Source organism: Polaribacter gochangensis, assembly GCF_046224025.1.
Taxonomy (GTDB): Bacteria; Bacteroidota; Bacteroidia; order Flavobacteriales; family Flavobacteriaceae; genus Polaribacter; species Polaribacter gochangensis.
Window position 1 is genome coordinate 119,622 of the sequence record NZ_JBJXRF010000002.1, and the last position, 18,858, is coordinate 138,479.

The 18,858-nt window shown below is 31.2% G+C and carries 19 protein-coding genes and 1 other RNA gene; 9 read left to right on the forward strand and 11 right to left on the reverse strand.

The features are described from left to right. Positions 1-56: 56 nt before the first annotated feature. The 7 genes from ACEWL1_RS05860 to ruvX all read right to left on the reverse strand — a co-directional run bounded on the left by ACEWL1_RS05860 (position 57) and on the right by ruvX (position 4,570). Entirely contained in the window at positions 57-473 is a 417-nt protein-coding gene (locus ACEWL1_RS05860) for an SRPBCC domain-containing protein (protein WP_409232363.1), read from the reverse strand. Positions 474-496: 23 nt separating this feature from the next. Beyond that, complete coding sequence (locus ACEWL1_RS05865) at positions 497-1,132, reverse strand: DUF1801 domain-containing protein (protein ID WP_409232364.1); 636 nt, start codon at positions 1,130-1,132, stop codon at positions 497-499. Between the two features lie 56 nt (positions 1,133-1,188). Next, positions 1,189-1,914: an SDR family NAD(P)-dependent oxidoreductase gene (locus ACEWL1_RS05870; protein ID WP_409232365.1), complete on the reverse strand. Its 726-nt coding sequence runs from the start codon at positions 1,912-1,914 to the stop codon at positions 1,189-1,191. Positions 1,915-2,138: 224 nt separating this feature from the next. After that, on the reverse strand, positions 2,139-2,918 hold the full coding sequence (gene mazG / locus ACEWL1_RS05875) for a nucleoside triphosphate pyrophosphohydrolase (protein WP_409232366.1): 780 nt from the start codon (positions 2,916-2,918) through the stop codon (positions 2,139-2,141). Next, on the reverse strand, positions 2,919-3,338 hold the full coding sequence (locus ACEWL1_RS05880) for a DUF5606 family protein (protein WP_409232367.1): 420 nt from the start codon (positions 3,336-3,338) through the stop codon (positions 2,919-2,921). It lies immediately after the preceding gene. Positions 3,339-3,372: 34 nt separating this feature from the next. Beyond that, positions 3,373-3,966, reverse strand: coding sequence for a peptide deformylase (gene def, locus ACEWL1_RS05885; protein ID WP_409232368.1), 594 nt, complete (start codon positions 3,964-3,966; stop codon positions 3,373-3,375). Positions 3,967-4,159: 193 nt separating this feature from the next. After that, complete coding sequence (ruvX, locus tag ACEWL1_RS05890; RefSeq protein ID WP_409232369.1) at positions 4,160-4,570, reverse strand: Holliday junction resolvase RuvX; 411 nt, start codon at positions 4,568-4,570, stop codon at positions 4,160-4,162. Between the two features lie 118 nt (positions 4,571-4,688). Here ruvX and ACEWL1_RS05895 point away from each other — a divergent pair, with 118 nt between their 5' ends. The 6 genes from ACEWL1_RS05895 to ACEWL1_RS05920 are packed head-to-tail and all read left to right on the forward strand — an operon-like array spanning position 4,689 to position 11,793. Continuing rightward, positions 4,689-5,504, forward strand: a complete 816-nt coding sequence (locus tag ACEWL1_RS05895) for a 2,3,4,5-tetrahydropyridine-2,6-dicarboxylate N-succinyltransferase (RefSeq protein ID WP_409232370.1) — start codon at positions 4,689-4,691, stop codon at positions 5,502-5,504. A gap of 4 nt (positions 5,505-5,508) precedes the next feature. Further along, complete coding sequence (locus ACEWL1_RS05900) at positions 5,509-7,272, forward strand: glycosyltransferase (RefSeq protein WP_409232371.1); 1,764 nt, start codon at positions 5,509-5,511, stop codon at positions 7,270-7,272. A gap of 12 nt (positions 7,273-7,284) precedes the next feature. Then, positions 7,285-7,935 (forward strand): class I SAM-dependent methyltransferase, encoded by a 651-nt coding sequence (locus ACEWL1_RS05905; protein WP_409232372.1) that lies wholly within the window; start codon positions 7,285-7,287, stop codon positions 7,933-7,935. A gap of 11 nt (positions 7,936-7,946) precedes the next feature. After that, positions 7,947-8,510, forward strand: a complete 564-nt coding sequence (locus tag ACEWL1_RS05910; protein ID WP_409232373.1) for an L-threonylcarbamoyladenylate synthase — start codon at positions 7,947-7,949, stop codon at positions 8,508-8,510. 10 nt (positions 8,511-8,520) lie between these two features. Next, the gene (locus tag ACEWL1_RS05915; protein WP_409232374.1) at positions 8,521-10,365 is read left to right on the forward strand and encodes a DUF3413 domain-containing protein; all 1,845 of its coding nucleotides are present in this window, start codon (positions 8,521-8,523) and stop codon (positions 10,363-10,365) included. 6 nt (positions 10,366-10,371) lie between these two features. Further along, positions 10,372-11,793 carry a CCA tRNA nucleotidyltransferase gene (locus ACEWL1_RS05920; RefSeq protein WP_409232375.1) on the forward strand — a complete coding sequence of 474 codons (1,422 nt, stop codon included), beginning with the start codon at positions 10,372-10,374 and terminating at the stop codon, positions 11,791-11,793. Between the two features lie 5 nt (positions 11,794-11,798). Here ACEWL1_RS05920 and ACEWL1_RS05925 read toward each other — a convergent pair whose 3' ends face one another. From ACEWL1_RS05925 to ACEWL1_RS05940, 4 genes are all read right to left on the reverse strand, one after another. Then, entirely contained in the window at positions 11,799-13,625 is a 1,827-nt protein-coding gene (locus ACEWL1_RS05925; protein WP_409232376.1) for an ABC transporter ATP-binding protein, read from the reverse strand. Beyond that, complete coding sequence (locus ACEWL1_RS05930; protein WP_409232377.1) at positions 13,625-15,334, reverse strand: phospho-sugar mutase; 1,710 nt, start codon at positions 15,332-15,334, stop codon at positions 13,625-13,627. The genes ACEWL1_RS05925 and ACEWL1_RS05930 overlap by 1 nt, the downstream gene beginning before the upstream one ends. Positions 15,335-15,364: 30 nt before the next feature. Next, a complete protein-coding gene (locus ACEWL1_RS05935; protein WP_409232378.1) occupies positions 15,365-16,321 on the reverse strand; it encodes a glycosyltransferase family 2 protein in 957 nt (318 codons plus the stop codon). A gap of 90 nt (positions 16,322-16,411) precedes the next feature. Continuing rightward, the gene (locus ACEWL1_RS05940) at positions 16,412-16,930 is read right to left on the reverse strand and encodes a DUF4199 domain-containing protein (RefSeq protein WP_409232379.1); all 519 of its coding nucleotides are present in this window, start codon (positions 16,928-16,930) and stop codon (positions 16,412-16,414) included. Between the two features lie 178 nt (positions 16,931-17,108). Between ACEWL1_RS05940 and ffs the strand changes: the two genes are divergently transcribed. From ffs to fsa, 3 genes are all read left to right on the forward strand, one after another. After that, positions 17,109-17,207, forward strand: an RNA gene (ffs, locus tag ACEWL1_RS05945) — signal recognition particle sRNA small type. 125 nt (positions 17,208-17,332) lie between these two features. Next, entirely contained in the window at positions 17,333-18,136 is an 804-nt protein-coding gene (locus ACEWL1_RS05950; protein WP_409232380.1) for an SDR family oxidoreductase, read from the forward strand. 24 nt (positions 18,137-18,160) lie between these two features. Beyond that, on the forward strand, positions 18,161-18,814 hold the full coding sequence (gene fsa / locus ACEWL1_RS05955) for a fructose-6-phosphate aldolase (RefSeq protein ID WP_301400833.1): 654 nt from the start codon (positions 18,161-18,163) through the stop codon (positions 18,812-18,814). Positions 18,815-18,858 lie beyond the last annotated feature (44 nt).

Consider the following 18,858-nt stretch of genomic DNA (forward strand, 5'->3'; position numbering starts at 1 on the left):
GCAAATATAGACAGAAATTAAAACTGTGTGAAACAATAATATTTTGAATTTACGAACTAAAAAGTTTCAATTGATTCTACATATTTTTTAAAGTTTTCTAAAATAGATTGCCAACCAGCTCTTTGTTGTTCATCAGAATTTGTACCTTCAGTTTCAAATTCTTCTGTTATTTGAATTCCGTTTTCTTGAGCTGAAAATGTAATATTTGCAATTCGCCCGTCCTCCATTTTATATGAAATAAACTCATTAATTATTACAGTTTGATAAGTTCCTATAAAATCAAATCCTATACTGCCATCTTTTGCTTCCATTCGCCAAACAAAGTCTCCATTTGGTTTTAAATCATTGATTGCAGTTGGACAACACCATTCGTTTGATGCAAAATTCCACTGTGTAATATGTTTTGGGTTGGTCCATAATTCCCAAACTTTTTCTAAAGAAGCATTAATTGTAGTTTCTACTTTAATTGTCATTTTTCACCTTTTTAAATAATTGTTTATAATTGTTTATGAGAGCCATCACAATTTGGCATTCTTTTAGATAATCCGCAGATGCAATCATGTAAACCATTGCCGTTTAAAATCCGTGCAGTATTTTTTTCAATTCTTGAAATTCGAGTTTTAACTTGTTTTGGTTGAGAAAAATGTAATAAATAGCCTCGTTGTCTTCCCTCTGTTAAATTTTTAAAAGCAGCTTTAAAGTCAACGTTTTCTTTAAATTTTTGTTCCAATTCAACTGGTATTTCAAAATCTGATGTTTTTTTCTTAGTTACTTTTAAACCTGCTTTTTCTACCTCAATAGCTTCGTAAATATAATCTTTAATGGTTGTTTTTAGTGCTTCAATTTCTGAAAGAGTTGTAAATCGGATTTGCCGAGCAGATTGTGTGTTTTCTGTTTGTTGAATTAAAATATTTTTCGAGTCGTTTAATAAAACGCCTTTTGGAAAAAGAATTGCACAGTAATTTTTAAACCCGTGAATGATAACAATATTTTTTTCTTTAAAAGTGTAGCAAGGATGTTTCCATTTATAAGTTGTGACCAATCCACAATCAGCAATTAGGTAATGCAAACGTGTTAATTCATGTTTCCATTTGCTAAGATTGCTAAGATATTTTTCTACTTCTAAATTCATGTATTGCTTCCTATCAGAGATGAACGAAGTTATCGAAAAACGAGTTTAGAATCAAATTATATTTTTCTAATATCAACAATATCACCATTTTCTAATTGATTTAAAGTATCAATTTCATAAATTTTATTTGCAACAAATTCTGATGAAAATAATTCGTTGTTGTTTTTTAAATCTTTAAAACGTTGCACATTTTTAAATTGAGCTTCAGAAGTTTTTCTGATTGCTGTTTGCATATTAGTATCTACAACTCCAGGGTAAATTGCTACACATTTTACACCGTTTTTAACATCGTCTTGTTCCGTTGCAATGGCTTTGGTTGTCATATCTAAAGCTGCTTTAGAAGTACAATACACAGACCAACCTGCATACGGATTTGTTGCTGCGCCAGAAGAAATATTGATAATTTGTTTTTTGCAATCCAGTTTTTGTGTCAGTTTTATAAATTCATTTGACAAGACTAATGGAGTAGTGGTATTTAACTGAATGGTTTGCTGAATTTTTGCAGAATCTAAATTACCAAGCGTATTTATTTCTCCTAAATTTCCTGCGTTGTTTAATAAAGTAATAGCAGAAATTGTGTTTAGATTTATTTCAGAAAACACTGAGTTAATTGCATTGACAGCTTCAGTTGTATTGCTTAAATCTGCAGTAAATTGATGAAAAGAAACATTGGTGGCTTTGCTTCTAGAAATTGAAAAAACTTTATGGTTTTCTAAAGCATATTTTTGGGCAGTGGCTTTTCCGATACCGTTAGATCCGCCAGTAATTATAAGTACGTTCATAAAAGTAAAGATACAAAATGAATTATCATTTCGTACTTGATCTAAAATCCATTTTTAAAAATAAATAGATTATATCTGTTCATATTGTCTTGCCACAAAACAAATCAAAAAGTCAAGTTGATTCCTGTGAAATTACTGAGTAGCGTTTCTTTTCATAATTCGATGTTTAAAGCTACACTTTTCCTTTATTTCGGGAACTATTTTTGGAATTGGACGAGAATTCGTTATTTGAAAAACTTTTTAGACTCGTTCCAATAAACATCCATTTCTGTCAAGGACATATTAGAAAGTTCTTTGCCTTCTTTTTTAGCTGCTTTTTCTAAGAATTGAAAACGTTTAATGAATTTTTTATTGGTTTTTTCCAACGCGTTTTCTGGGTTTACCCCGATAAAACGTGCGTAATTAACCATTGAAAATAATACATCTCCAAATTCAGATTCTATATTTTCTTTATTGTTGTTTTTTACTTCTTCGTTCAATTCAGACAATTCTTCTTGAACTTTTTCCCAAACTTGTTGCGGTTTTTCCCAATCAAAACCAACGCCAGCAACCTTATCTTGAATTCGGTTTGCTTTTACAACTGCGGGTAAACTTTTAGGAACGCCTTCTAAAACCGAATTTTTTCCTTCTTTGAGTTTTAGTTTTTCCCAGTTTTGTTTTACTTCTTTTTCGTCTTTTACAACAACATCGCCGTAAATATGCGGATGTCTATCAATCAATTTATCAGAAATGGCATTGGCAACATCACCAATATCAAACGCTTTTTTCTCGCTCCCAATTTTTGCGTAAAAAACGATGTGTAACAACACATCGCCTAGCTCTTTTTTAATTTCTTCTAAATCGTTGTCTAAAATTGCATCAGCCAATTCGTAGGTTTCTTCAATCGTTAAGTGTCGTAACGATTCTAAGGTTTGTTTTTGATCCCACGGGCATTTCTCTCGAAGCTCGTCCATGATATCTAACAACCTACCAAAAGCCTCTAATTGCTGAGCTCTAGAATTCATTTATGCTTCTTCGGTTGTTTCTGCTGACAATTCTACTTTAGAAAAATCAAACCCTACAGCAATTAACATATTGTACCATTGTACAATTTTTTTGATGTTTGATGTATATACACGTTCTTGGTCAAAATCTGGTAAAATTTCAGCAAAAAATGATGTTAATTTTGCGCCACTTTCTTTATGACTAATGGTTTCTTTTCCTTCTTCTTTTTCAAAGATTGATTTGAAAACAGTTAATAATGGTACTTCTTCTTCGTAGGTGAAAATGGCAATATTTTCTAGCAAACTCACATTTTGAGTAGAAAGAATTGGAAAGCGTTTTTTGTCTGATAAAGACTCAACAACAATTCCTGTTTTTGTTTGTGAAACGACATGAAACAAACCTGGTTTACCGGTAACGGCAATAATTTTATTAAACTCCATAAATTTTATTTTTTTGTGTTTGCCTGAGCAAACATTATTTTTTATTCTTTTTTAACTTCGGGAAACGCATTCTGTAATCTGCTTTTATTTTCCCTTTTGAGATGTTTTCTAATTTCTTTTTAATCAATCTTTTCTTTAATGATGATAATTTATCAGTAAATAAAATTCCTTCTATATGATCATATTCGTGTTGAAAAACTCTTGCAGCCAAACCATTTAAAGTTTTACTGTGCTTTTTAAAGTCTTCATCTAAATATTCAATTTTAATTTCTTCTTGTCTAAACACATCTTCTCTAACATCCGGAATGCTTAAACACCCTTCGTTAAAAGCCCATTCATCTCCATGTTCTTCAATAATTTTTGGATTGATAAATACGTGTTTAAAATCTGCTAATATTTTTCTTTCTTCCTCGTCTAATGCTTCATCTTCTGCAAAAGGAGAAGTGTCGACCATAAATAATCGGATTGCTTTACCAATTTGTGGCGCAGCCAAACCAACACCATGAGCATTGTACATGGTTTCTTTCATGTTGGCAATTAAAATATCTAACTCTGGATACTCTTTGTCGATTTCTATTCCTACTTTTCTTAAAACAGGATCACCGTAAGCTACTATTGGTAATATCATTTATTGTAAAATTTGGTTGCAAAAATACAATTTAGAATTACGAATTACGAATTTTTGAATTACGAATTTTAAGGATGTGCTTTTTTTTTAATTACACAAGATTGCTTCACTTGGATTTCAAAGATGGTTTTACTCTTCTCTTTTTAACTTTGTGCCTTTTAATCTTTGAACTACAAGGAAAAATGGTATCAATTTATTTGTTATATAAATATGATTGTAAAATAATTGTGGCACTAATTTCGTCAATCAAACTTTTATTTTGGCGTTGTTTTTTTTTCATTCCGCCATCTAACATTGTTTGAAAAGCCATTTTTGAGGTAAAGCGTTCATCAACTCTTTGAACTGGAATTGTTGGAAATTGTTTCTTTAATTTTTCTAAAAAAGGCGTAATAAATACTTCACTTTCGCTATCTGTATTGTCCATTTGTTTTGGCAACCCTACCAAAAAAAGTGCTACATTTTCTTGTTGAGTATACGTTTTTAAAAACGAAATTAATTCAGTCGTAGCAACCGTTGTTAAACCAGAAGCAATAATTTGTAGTTCGTCTGTAACTGCGATACCTGTTCTTACTTTACCAAAATCGATGGCTAAAATTCTACTCATTAAAAAACTTTTTGCAAAAATAAGGATTTTAAACAGGATAAAAATATCTGTTTAAAAAATGTATCTTCGCTTAGATTTTTACAGATAGATTTATATTTGCAGAAAGATACTTTACAAAATGGAAAACTTAAGAGAAACAATAGAAAATGCTTGGAATAACAGAGCATTGCTTACAGAAGAAAACACAATTTTAGCAATTCGAAAAGTAATCGATTTATTAGATGCAGGAACTTTAAGAGTTGCTGAACCTACTTCTGATGGATGGCAAGTAAATGAATGGATTAAAAAAGGCGTTGTTTTATATTTTCCAATTCAGAAAATGGAAACGTTAGAAGCCGGTATTTTTGAATATCACGATAAAATTCCACTAAAAAGAAATTATGCAGAAAAAGGAATTCGAGTGGTGCCAAATGCGGTTGCTCGTCACGGAGCTTATATTTCTTCCGGAACTATTTTAATGCCAAGTTATGTGAATATTGGCGCGTATGTAGACGAAGGAACGATGGTTGATACTTGGGCAACTGTTGGTAGTTGCGCACAAATTGGAAAGAATGTACATTTATCTGGTGGTGTTGGAATTGGCGGAGTTTTAGAACCATTACAAGCATCGCCAGTGATTATAGAAGATGGGGCTTTTATTGGCTCTCGTTGCATTGTTGTAGAAGGTGTTAAGATAGAGAAAGAAGCTGTTTTAGGAGCAAATGTTGTCTTAACAATGAGTACTAAAATTATAGATGTTACAGGTGATAAACCGATTGAAATGAAAGGAATTGTTCCTGCTCGTTCTGTAGTAATTCCAGGAAGTTATACCAAAAAATTTGCTGCAGGAGAATTTAATGTTCCGTGTGCATTAATCATTGGAAAAAGAAAAGAAAGTACAGATAAAAAAACATCTTTAAATGACGCATTGCGCGAATATGATGTAGCCGTTTAGTTTTATGACAAAAATTACAGCAATCATTCCAACTTTTAACGAAGAATCTAATATTCAAAGAGCATTAGATTCTGTTAGTTTTGCGGATGAAATTATTGTAATTGATTCTTTTAGTACTGATAAAACGGTAGCAATAGTAAATGAATCTAGTGCCATTTTAATCCAAAGAATTTTTGATAATTTTTCGAGTCAAAAGAATTTTGCCATAGAAAAGGCAAGTAACGATTGGGTTTTTCTTTTAGATGCCGATGAAACAGTTCCAGAAAATTTAAAAAACGAAATTTTACAAACTGTAATTTCTACGTCTAGTTTTGATGCTTTTTATATTTACAGAAGCTTTTTCTATAAAAATAAAAAACTAAATTTTAGTGGTTGGAGAAGAGATAAAGTAATTCGATTATTTCGAAAAGATTCTTGTAGGTATGTTGGGAAAGTTCATGAAGAAATTTCAACAAATGGTAAAATAGGGTTCTTTAAAGGAAAGCTAAATCACTATTCGTATAAAAATTACCATCAATATAAAAATAAGCTCAAAAAATATGCAAAATTACAAGCAATAGAGCTTTTAGAAAAAGGCTTGTTTGTAACACCATTTCACTTGTTCTTAAAACCTTTTATTCGTTTTTTTATTCAGTTCATAATTCAGCTTGGGGTTATTGATGGGTATCGAGGATTTGTGATTTCTTGGCTACATGCCTTTGGAGTTTGGAGAAGATATGTTGAAGTATTAAACTTAAAATATAAAACCTCAAAAACTGTAAAAAATCCGATTGAAGACTTTGAAATAAGTAGCACAGAAAAAGATGTATCAATCATCATTGTAAATTATAAAAGCTGGAGACATTTAAAAGATTGTTTAGATGCGATTTTACATTTTAAACAAGAAAGATTTACTTTTGAAGTTGTGGTGGTTGATAACAATTCTAACGACGGAAAATTAAAAGAGTTTTCTAAAGAATACACGCAGTTTAAATTTATAGAAAACACAGGAAACAATGGTTTTGCTAACGGATGTAATTTTGGTGCAATGCACTGTGTTGGAAAAAACATGTTGTTTTTAAATCCAGATACCATTGCTAGTGAAGATGCAATTCATAAGATGTTAATCAATTTAAATAACAATGAAAATTTCGGAATTGTTTCTTGTAATCAATTAAATAATAATGGCTCTTTTGAAGCTACAAATAGAATATTTCCTGGACCGTTTACTTTATTCGGAATAACCAGAGCAATTTATAGATCCGTTTCAAAAGAAACAAAACAAGATGATGAGAAGATTTTTCCAGATTGGGTTTCTGGTTCGGTTGTTTTTATTTCTAGAAAATGGTTTCAAAAAATAAATGGATGGAGCGAAGACTATTGGATGTATTTTGAAGATGTAGATTTGTGTAAAAAAGTAAGAAACAAGAATGGTGAAATTGTGTTGCTTAAAAATGTAAACATTATTCATAATCATGGAGGAGCATCAAGAATTAACATTCACACATCGAAAATTACCAAATCAGAAGTATTGGTTTCTAAACATGTATATATTCGAAATCATTTTAAAGGATTGACACGTTTTTTATTATTGCGTTTACTTATTTTTATGAGCATAGTTTCTAAAACAATTTCAGCAATTATCGGAATATGTTTCTTTTTTATTCCTAAATTAAAATTAAATCTATATTTGTTTATAGAATTGATTAATTATTATAATCATTCGTTGAAAAAAGGAACTTGGTTGAGCAAAAGATCAATGAATTTACCATTTAAAAAAGAGCAATAAACTCAAAATAGTATGGATATTAAAGAAGCAGGATATTATAAAAATGTAAGACCAGAAATGTTAGGTTTTATACCAAAAACGGCAAAAACTATTTTAGAAATTGGCTGTGGTGCTGGTAATTTTTCTGCTCAATTGGTGCAGGAAGGAGTTGAAACTTGGGGAGTTGAGCCGTTTGAAGCATCTGCAAAAGAAGCAAAGCAAAAATTGACAAAAGTACTTTTAGGAACTTTAGATGAAGTGTTAAATGACTTGCCAGATAATTATTTTGATGCCATTGTAATGAACGATGTGATTGAGCATTTGTTAGAGCCTTGGGATGACATTGTAAGTTTAAAATCAAAATTAAAAAAAGACGGAGTTTTAGTAACTTCAATTCCGAATGTTCGGTATTCTAAAAACCTATTTAAACTCATTTTCAATAGAGATTGGAAATATACAGACGACTTAATTTTAGACAGAACACATTATCGTTTTTTTACAAAGAAAAGTATTAAAAGAATGTATAAAGAATGTGGTTATAACATTCAAACAATCAAAGGGATAAATACCACAAAATCATTCTTATATTTTCCGTTTGCAGTGTTGTTCAACATTGTTTTATTGGGTTCTCAGTTAGATATGTTTTTTATGCAACATGCAACGGTAGCTAAGAAAAAAGAATAAAATTAACGGTTTTGAAATCAGAAGAAATTCAGCGTTTTGCAACAGCTTTAAAAGAAGGAAAAACACTTTTATATCCAACCGATACCGTATGGGGAATTGGTTGCGATGCTACTAATTTTAGTGCCGTTTCTGAAATTTATAAAATCAAACAACGCGCAGAAAGTAAAAGTCTCATCATTTTGGTTGATTCTTTTGCAATGCTTTCTGAGTTTGTAGAAAACATTCCAGATAAAGCAATTGAAGAACTAGAAAAAGCAACAAAACCAACCACAATTATTTATGACAATCCGAAAGGTTTGGCGCAAAATGTGATTGCGTCAGATAATTCCATCGCGATCAGAATTGTTCAAAATGATTTTTGTAAAACTTTAATTAAAGCTCTCGGAAAACCAATTGTTTCTACTTCAGCAAATATCAGCGGAGAACCAACACCAAAATCATTTTCAGAAATACATGCAACTATTTTGGATAGCGTTGATTATATAGTAAATTTGCAGCTTGAAGAATTTTCAACATCACCATCAAGAATTTTAAAAATTGATACAACGGGTGCTATTGTAATTCTAAGAGAGTAGCAAATATAGCATGAACACAAAGAAAATTTTCAGAAAAGAATTGTTTATAGGTTTTTTATTAAACTTAGTTATTGTGTTTTATATTGCTAGGACTTATGTAAAATACATAGAAAGTTCTGAGTATTTGTTGGCTAATTTATACAGTATTTTTTCTACAATTAGTCATTTTATTTTACTCTTTTTGCCAACACTTTTTATTAGTTATTTGATTTATTTTATCACAAAAAGTAAAAAGGTTTCAAGAATTGTATTTGCAACTTTATCGTTATGCTCTCTTTTACTTTTAGGATTAGATAGTATGATTTTTAGTCAGTTTCGATATCATTTATCTCCATTTGTCTTTAAACTTGTTTTTGGGAAAAATGCTACGGATGTGTTTCAGTTTTCTGGCACAACTATTTTCTTAGTTTTTTTAAAAATTATGGGGCTTTTAGTATTGCAAATTCTTATTCTATATATTGCAAAAAAGATTGTCACAAAAAACGTTCGCTTAAGAACAAAATTGCTTTCCTGGGTTTTTATTGTTTCGCTTTTGTTTACACATGTTGTGTACGCTTGGGCAGACGCAAGTTATTATAGACCAATTACACAAATTAGTCATGTATATCCGTTATTTCATCCGCTAACAGCAAAAAGGTTTTTAACAGAGAATGGTTTTGTTGATCCAGAAAAAGCAAGAAAAAACAGAGATTTATATAAAATTAGTTATACAAATACGGTAAAATATCCTTTAGAGGAAATCATTTCAGAGAAACCAGATACCCAGAAAAACATATTGTTTTTAACTATAGATTCTTGGAGATTTGATTGTATGGATAGTATTGTTACTCCAAATATTTATAAATTATCAAAAAAATCGCAACATTTTACAAATCATTATAGCGGTTCTAACGGAACAGATGGTGGAATTTTTTCTATGTTTTACGGATTTTCTGGTTTGTACTGGGAACAATTTACACAGATAGAAAAGTCGCCAGTTTTTATTGATAAAATGTTACAGCAAAACTATTCGTTTCATATTCTTGCGAGCGCAACACTTCAAAATCCGCCTTTTGATAAAAATGTATTTTCAGCAATTCCTAGCTTAAGATTATCCTCTAAAGCAAAAACGGTAATTGGTAAAGATATTGAGATAACAAATGAACTGTTAGGTTCGATAAGTTCATCGAACACAAAACCTTTTTTTAGCTTTCTTTTTTATGATGCAGCACATGCTTATGAATATCCAGAAGATTATAAGTTACCTTTTAAACCATCTTTAGAAGTTGTTAATTATTTAGATTTAGATGATGATTATGATCCAACATTGTTTTTTAATCGCTACAGAAATTCCGTTCACTTTATTGATAACGAAATCGGAAAAATCATTGAGAAATTAAAAAGCGAAAACCTACTAGAATCTACCATAATTGTAATTACAGGAGATCACGGACAAGAATTTAACGACAATAAAAAAGGGTATTGGCAGCACGGAGGAAATTATTCAAAATATCAAATAAAAGTCCCGATGATATTATTTGATGCTTCTAAAGAACCAAAAAAATACGATAAACTTTCTTTACATTATGATATTGTTCCGACATTAATGAGCAATTATTTGGGTGTAAAATCGCCAATGAATACCTATAGTTTTGGTCAAAATTTATTTGATCTACAACCTAGAGAATGGTTTGTAAGTGGCTATAATAACAATTATGCAATTATAGAAAAAGATAGAATTACCAAAGTGTTTGCAACTGGTTTGTTTGACATTACTGATTTAGATTTGAATCCGATTAAAGAAGCAGAATTAAATTACGATGTTTTAAAAAACGCGCTTACAGAAATTAATAAATTCTATATTAAAAAAGAATAAAAGTACATGCAACAGCAATTTTATAAAGACGCAATTTCTGCATCCATTTTTAGTTATATTTCTAAAGCTTCAGAAGTATTAGGAGTTAAAAGTTATGTAATTGGAGGTTTTGTACGTGATTATTTATTAGAAAGAGGAAATGCAAAAGATGTAGACGTTGTTGCTGTTGGTAGCGGAATTGAACTAGCAGAAAAAGTTGCAGAATTATTGCCAACAAAACCCAAAGTACAAGTTTTTAAAACGTACGGAACAGCAATGTTGCGTTATAAAGACATCGAAATTGAATTTGTAGGAGCAAGAAAAGAGTCGTATTCTGAAGAAAGTAGAAATCCAGAAGTAGAAGAAGGAACTTTACAAGACGATCAAAACAGAAGAGATTTTACAATTAATGCATTGGCGTTAAGTTTAAATACAAAAGATTTTGGATTGTTGTTAGATCCATTTAATGGTGTTGAAGATCTAGAATCTAAAATCATAAGAACGCCATTAGAACCAAATATCACCTATTCTGATGATCCTTTACGAATGATGCGCGCTATCCGATTTGCAAGTCAATTGCATTTTACAATTGAACCAAAATCTTTAGCTGCAATTTCTAAAAATGCAGATCGATTAAAAATCATTACCAAAGAACGTATTGTGGATGAATTGCATAAAATAATGCTTTCTGCAAAACCTTCAGTCGGATTTTTATTATTAGAATCAACGCAATTATTACCGCAAATTTTACCAGAACTGATTGCTTTAAAAGGCGTAGAAGAAGTAGAAGGGCAAAAGCATAAAGATAATTTTTACCATACCTTAGAAGTAGTTGATAATATTTCTGAAAACACTGATGATCTTTGGTTGCGTTGGGCTGCTTTGTTACACGATATCGGAAAAGCACCAACAAAAAAGTTTCATAAAAAAATAGGTTGGACATTTCATGCACACGAATTTGTGGGCTCAAAAATGGTTTTTAAATTGTTTAAACGATTAAAAATGCCGTTGAATAACAAAATGAAGTTTGTTCAGAAAATGGTCTTGTTAAGTTCTCGTCCAATTGTGCTAGCAAGCGAAGTTACAGATTCTGCAGTTAGACGTTTGGTTTTTGATGCAGGCGATGATATTGAATCGTTAATGACGTTATGTGAAGCAGATATTACGACTAAAAACCCATCGAAATTTAAACGATATCACAAGAATTTTGAGTTGGTAAGAGCAAAAATAAAAGAAGTAGAAGAACGCGATCATGTGCGTAATTTTCAACCTCCAATTTCTGGTGAATTGATTATGAAAACCTTTAATTTAGAACCTTGTAGAGAAATAGGTCAATTAAAAGAAGCCATAAAAGAAGCTATTTTAGAAGGCGTAATTCCGAATGAATACGAAGCTTCGTATCAATTTATGTTAGAAAAAGGAAAAGCTTTAGGGTTGAAAAAAGAATAGCAATTTTATAAAGATTGCATAGAAACTAACTTGTAATAATCTCCTTCTGCTTGCATTAAATCTTCGTGTTTTCCTTGCTCAATTATTTTACCTTTTTTTAATACGACAATGGTATCAGCTTTTTGAATGGTTGATAAACGATGCGCAATTACTAACGAAGTTCTGTTTTGCATCATCTTTTCTAAAGCTACCTGAACCAGTTGTTCAGATTCTGTGTCTAAAGCAGAAGTAGCTTCATCTAATACCATAATTGGTGGATTTTTCAAAACAGCTCTTGCAATGCTCAATCGTTGTTTTTGCCCGCCAGAAAGCATGTTTCCACTATCGCCAATATTAGTGTCGTAGGTATTTGGTAAGTCTTTGATAAATTCATGCGCATTCGCAATTTCTGCAGCTTCTCTAATTTGGGCTTCTGTTGCATTTTCTAATCCCAGAGTTAAATTATTAGCAACAGTATCATTAAATAAAATAGAGTCTTGTGTTACAATTCCCATTAAATTCCGTAATGCTCTTTTTTTTAGGTCTTTAATGTTGATACCATCAATAAAAATTGCACCTTCATTTACATCATAAAAACGAGTAATTAAATTTGCTAAAGTTGATTTACCACTTCCAGATTGTCCAACCAAAGCAACGGTCTTTCCTTTAGGAATTGTCAATGAAAAGTTTTTAAGCACATATTCATCATCATATTTAAAAGAGATATTATCAAAAATAATTTCACGATCAAAGCTGCTTTTTGTTAGCGCATTTTCTTCTTCAACAATTTCATTCTCTGCACTCAACACTTCAACAATTCTTTCTGCAGAAGCATTTCCTTTTTGAATGTTATAATACGCCGTAGTAATTGCTTTAACCGGATTTAAAACGGTGTAAAACAACATGATGTACGTCAAAAATTCTTCTGGTTTTAAAGGACTATTATTTTCTAAAACTAATTTTCCTCCGTACCATAAAATGGCAATTATGGTTGCAGAACCTAGAAACTCACTCATTGGTGAAGCGAGTGTTTGTCTATGCAAAACACTCGTCATTAATTGTTTGAATTTTTTTGTAGAATCTTTAAATTTTCTACCAATAATGTTTTCTGCATTGAACCCTTTTATAACTCTTAAGCCTGTCAATGTTTCTTCAATAAAAGATAAAAAGTTTCCTGTTTCTTTTTGTGCTTTTAAAGAATTTGCTTTTAATTTTTTACTAATTGCAGAAATGATAAAGCCCGAAACAGGCAATAGAATAAATACAAAAAGTGTTAGTTTTAGACTAATCACAATCATCATTGTAAGCGAAATAACCACCGTTAAAGGTTCTCTTACAATAGCTTCTAAAGAAGTAAGAAAAGAAATTTCAATTTCTTGAACATCAGAAGTCATCCTTGCAATAATATCTCCTTTTTTCTTTTTTGAAAAATAAGCAATTGGTAGTTCAACAATTTTTTGATACAAACTATCTCTGATGTCTTTTACAGTTCCGTTTCGTAAAAAAACCAACACATAAGACGCTAAATAGCGGAATAAATTTTTAAGAAAAAACAACGCAAATGTGACTAAACAAATAAATAAGAGCACTTGAATAACACCTTCATTTTCTATCTTTTGAGAAATATAAAAATAAAAACTTTCTTTTATATAAGAACCAGCAGAGCTAATTCCGTTATAAATAGGTTGAGAAGTAATTTTGTTTTCCTGCTTAAAAAGAATGTTTAAAACAGGAATAAAAGCCAATACTGAAAGTACATTAAAAATAGCATACAAGATGTTAAACAATATGTTTAAAAACACATATTTTCTGTAAGGTCTAGCAAATCGTAATATTTGTTTAAAGTAATTCATTATAGATCTAATTCTTTTATAATACGTTCAATTTTAGCATCCAATTGATTTTCTATTGCAACAGCATTTTCAACAACATCTAATTTAGATTTTACGCTAAAGTAGAACTTTATTTTCGGTTCCGTTCCGCTTGGTCTAGCAGCAACTTTGGTTCCGTCTTCTGTTTGATAAATTAATACGTTTGATTTTGGAATATCTATTACTGCTTCTTCACCAGTGATTAGGTTTTTTTTGATTGACGATTGATAATCATATAAGAATTCAACCTTAGAGCCATCAATTTGTGTCAAAGGGTTTTTGCGTAAATCAACCATCATTTGTTTGATTTGAGCAGCGCCGTCCATTCCTTTTTTTACAATAGAAATTAAATGCTCTTTGTAAAAATGATTTTTGATATATAATGCTAATAAATCTTTATAAAAAGTACTTCCGTTTGATTTTGCGTTTGCAGCAATTTCGCAAGCTAATAAGGTTGCTGTAACGGCATCTTTATCTCGTACAAAATCACCCACCATATACCCAAAACTTTCTTCTCCGCCACCAATAAATTCTTGATTCGGAAAATCTTGTATCATTTTAGCAATCCATTTAAAACCAGTTAAACCAACTTTGGTTTCAACTCCATAGGAATTGGCAATTTCGTTTACCAAATTGGTTGATACAATCGTAGAACCTACAAATTGTTTCCCATTTAATTTTCCGCTTATTTTCCATTGATTGATTAAAAAATCGGTCATCATACTCATCGTTTGATTTCCGTTTAGCAACTTCATACTTCCTTCTAAATCTCTTACTGCAATTCCTAATCTGTCTGAATCTGGATCGGTTCCAATGACAATATCAGCATCTACATCATTGGCTAAATGGATAGCCATTTTTAAGGCTTCTGGCTCTTCTGGATTTGGTGATTGTACCGTTGGGAAATCTCCATTTGGTTCTGCTTGTTCTTTTACAATATGCACATTGGTGTAACCAGCGCGTTTTAATGCTTCCGGAATTAATGTAATTGAGGTTCCGTGTAAAGACGTAAAAACAATTTTTAAATCTGCTCTGTTTTTAACATCAAATGTTCCGTTTTTAATGGATGCTTCCCAAAAAGCTTCATCTACTTTTGATCCAATTTTTGTAATTAAATCTTTGTTGGCTTTAAAGTTGATTTCAGAAAACTCTAATGAATTTACTTCGTCAATAATTTTTTTGTCGTGCGGAGGAACAATTTGTCCGCCGTCATTCCAATACACTTTGTATCCGTTGTATTCTGGCGGATTGTGAGATGCAGTTAATACAATTCCTGCATCACAGTCTAAGTGATTTACAGCAAAAGACAATTCTGGAGTTGGACGTAAATCTTCAAATAAAAACACCTGAATATTATTTGCAGAAAGTACATCTGCCACCAATTTTGAAAACGCTGCGCTGTTGTGTCTGCAATCAAATGCAATGGCAACTTTTAAATCTTTGTTAGGAAAACATCGCTGTAAATAATTGCTCAACCCTTGTGTTGCTTTTCCCAACGTATATTTATTAATTCGGTTGGTTCCTGCGCCCATAATTCCACGCATTCCGCCAGTTCCGAATTCCATATTTTTATAAAATCGATCTGCTAAATCATCAGAATTTGTATCGATTAATTGTTGAATTTCTGTTCTTGTTTCTGAATCAAACGTGTCAGAAAGCCAAAGTGTTGCTTGTGCTAAAGTCTCTTTCATGTAAAAAATTCTATCCGCAAAGATACGGATTTAGATATTTAAGGTTTCTTTAATGGTGTAATGCTTTTCGTGGCTTTTCGTTTTAATTAAAAGCTCACCAAGAAAACCAGCTAAAAATAATTGTGTTCCTAAAATCATAGCTGTTAATGCAATATAAAACCAAGGATTGTCTGTTATTAAAATTGTTTTTAATCCGGCAGATAATTTATAAATTTTAAGAACTCCAATAAAGGCTGCAGACATAAATCCGCAAATAAACATCAACGTGCCCCAAAGTCCGAATATGTGCATAGGTCGTTTACCAAATTTTGATAAAAATGAAATGGTAATTAAATCTAGAAATCCATTTATAAAACGGCTCATACCAAACTTTGTAACGCCGTATTTTCTTGCTTGATGTTGTACCACTTTTTCACCTATTTTAGTAAAACCTTCGTTTTTGGCTAATACAGGAATGTAACGATGCATTTCTCCGCTAACTTTTACGCTTTTTACAACTTCATTTTTATATGCTTTTAATCCGCAGTTAAAATCGTGTAATTTTAATCCAGAAGTTTTTCTTGCGGCAAAATTAAACAGTTTAGAAGGAATGTTTTTAGTTACAACATTGTCGTAACGTTTCTTTTTCCAACCAGAAATTAGATCGTAATTTTCGTTGCTAATTAAATCGAATAATTCAGGGATTTCGTCCGGATTGTCTTGTAAATCCGCATCCATTGTAATTACAACATTTCCTTCTGCGAGCTCAAAACCTGCATCTAAAGCCTGACTTTTACCGTAGTTTTTTTGAAAGCGAATTCCTTTTACTTCAGCATGCTTATTAGATAATTTTTCGATGACATTCCAAGAAGTATCTGTGCTACCATCATCAATAAAAATAACTTCAAAAACATAAGAATTGGATTGCATTACGTTTGCAATCCAACGGTATAATTCTTCTAAAGATTCTTCTTCGTTTAATAAAGGTATAACTACCGATATATCCATTCGTTTTTAAATTATAAGGTTGTGTAAAAGCGTAAAGGTAAAACATCCGAAGATATTTTACCTTTATATCGTTTAAATTTTTCTTAAAACCTAGTATTGCTCCTCTTCAGATTTTTTCATGATTGCTGCGGCAATTGCAGAAACAATAAAACCGATAACTGCAAATAAAATTAAACCTAAAGCAGAGGCAAACAAAGGGTTTTGATTTCTTTGTTTTTCTAATTGAGCATCAATAACATCTTGATTCATACCCCAATTTTCTAAAGCTGTTCTTGTAACTTGTAATTTTTGTTCAATTAATCCGGGATCAATTACGTTTTCTAATATGAATTGAAAACCTAATGCCAAAACACCCCAAACTAAAGCAATACCAACTCCAACTTTTACTCCTTGGCCCCAAGACATAAATCCGTTATTAGTTGTTTTGAATTTTTTTATTCCTAGAACTAAAAGAATTAAGGGAGCTACAAAGCTCACAATTCCCATTGCAATACCTGGATTTGCCGACATTCCGAGGGCATATAAAATTACAGCAATTAAAATACTTAATATTCCTGTATAAAGACCATAATTTAAAATAATACTTTTACTAGGTGCTTGATTTTCCATTGAGTTTTGATATTTAGTTAGTTATACAAATATATGTTTTTCGTTTTTGTTAATGATAAAATAAATCAAATTTGAATTATTTACGATTAACTATTTGATTAGTAACTAAAGTATACTTTTTGTTACAAAATAGATGAAAAAATATTGCGCAACTTTAAAAATCATTGTAAATTTGCAGCGGCAAGTCCTACACAACTAGCTCCCTTTGAATCCCCCAGGGCGGGAACGCAGCAAGGGTATTAGGTTGTAGCAGTGTGATGTAGATAGCTTGCCATTTTTTATGCGCTAAATTTAGATTTCTCCATTTTCTTTTAAGATATTTGTAAACGAATTAAAAGATTAAAAATTAAAAGATTAAATGGGATTTTTTAATTTTTGAATACTTCAATTTTTTAATAAACTATGCCAAAAGTTGTTCTTATTACTGGTGCTTCCTCAGGGATTGGGAAATCGATAGCAAACTTTCTTTCTGAAAAAGGAATGGTAGTTTACGGAACAAGTAGAACTCAAAAAGAAGCCGATTCTTTACCTTACAAAATGCTTGCTTTAGATGTTTTGAATGTTAATTCTATTCAAAAAGCGGTTGCTGAAATTATTAAAAATGAAGAAAGAATTGATGTATTGATAAATAATGCAGGAATGGGAATTACAGGTGCTATTGAAGACACACCAACCGAAGAAATGAAAAGGGCTTTTAATACCAATTTATTTGGAGCTGTTGATGTAATGAAAGCAGTTTTGCCGCAAATGCGTAAACAAAAAAGCGGAAAAATAATTAATGTGACATCAATTGCTGGTTATATGGGATTGCCTTTTCGCGGCGTGTATTCTGCAACAAAAGGAGCCTTAGAATTGATTACGGAAGCAGCACGAATGGAAGTAATGCAATTTGGAATTCAGATGGTAAATGTGGCTCCTGGAGATTTTGCTACAAACATCGCCGCCGGAAGATATCACACACCAGTTTTTGAAAATTCTGCCTATAAAAAAAGTTATCAAGAAAATTTAGATTTGATGGATGCCCATGTTGATGGCGGAATGAATCCGATAGAAATGGCAAAGGCAGTTTATAGCATTATTGAAAATAAAAACCCGAAGATTCATTATAAAGTTGGCGGATTTATGGAGAAATTCTCTATTTTTTTAAAGCGAATTTTATCAGATAAAATGTACGAAAAACTACTAATGAATCATTATAAATTATAATTTTACAGAACTAAATTTAAGAATATGAAATTTTTTATAGACACAGCAAATTTATCACAAATAGAAGAAGCGCAAGCTTTGGGAATTTTAGATGGCGTTACTACAAATCCGTCTTTAATGGCAAAAGAAGGCATTACGGGAGCAGCAAATATTATCAACCATTACAAAGCAATTTGTAACTTGGTAGAAGGCGATGTTTCTGCAGAGGTTATTGCTACAGATTTTGCAGGTATGATTAAAGAAGGAGAAGCATTGGCAGCCTTAAATCCGCAAATTGTGGTAAAATTACCAATGATAAAAGATGGTATAAAAGCGTGTAAATATTTCTCTTCAAAAGGCATCAAAACCAATGTAACCTTAGTGTTTTCTGCCGGACAAGCGTTGTTAGCCGCAAAAGCTGGTGCAACCTATGTTTCTCCGTTTATTGGTCGTTTAGATGATATTTCTACAGACGGATTAAATCTAATTGCAGAAATTCGTCAGATTTATGACAATTACGGATTTGAAACTCAAATTTTAGCAGCTTCTGTACGTCACACCATGCACATTATAGATTGTGCAAAACTAGGATCTGACGTAATGACTGGACCTTTAAGTGCCATTGAAGGGTTGTTAAAACATCCTTTAACAGATATTGGTTTGGCGAAGTTTTTAGAAGATTATAAAAAAGGAAATTAAAGAAATAAGTTACAAAGTCGCAAAGTTCAGAATAGTTGCAAAGT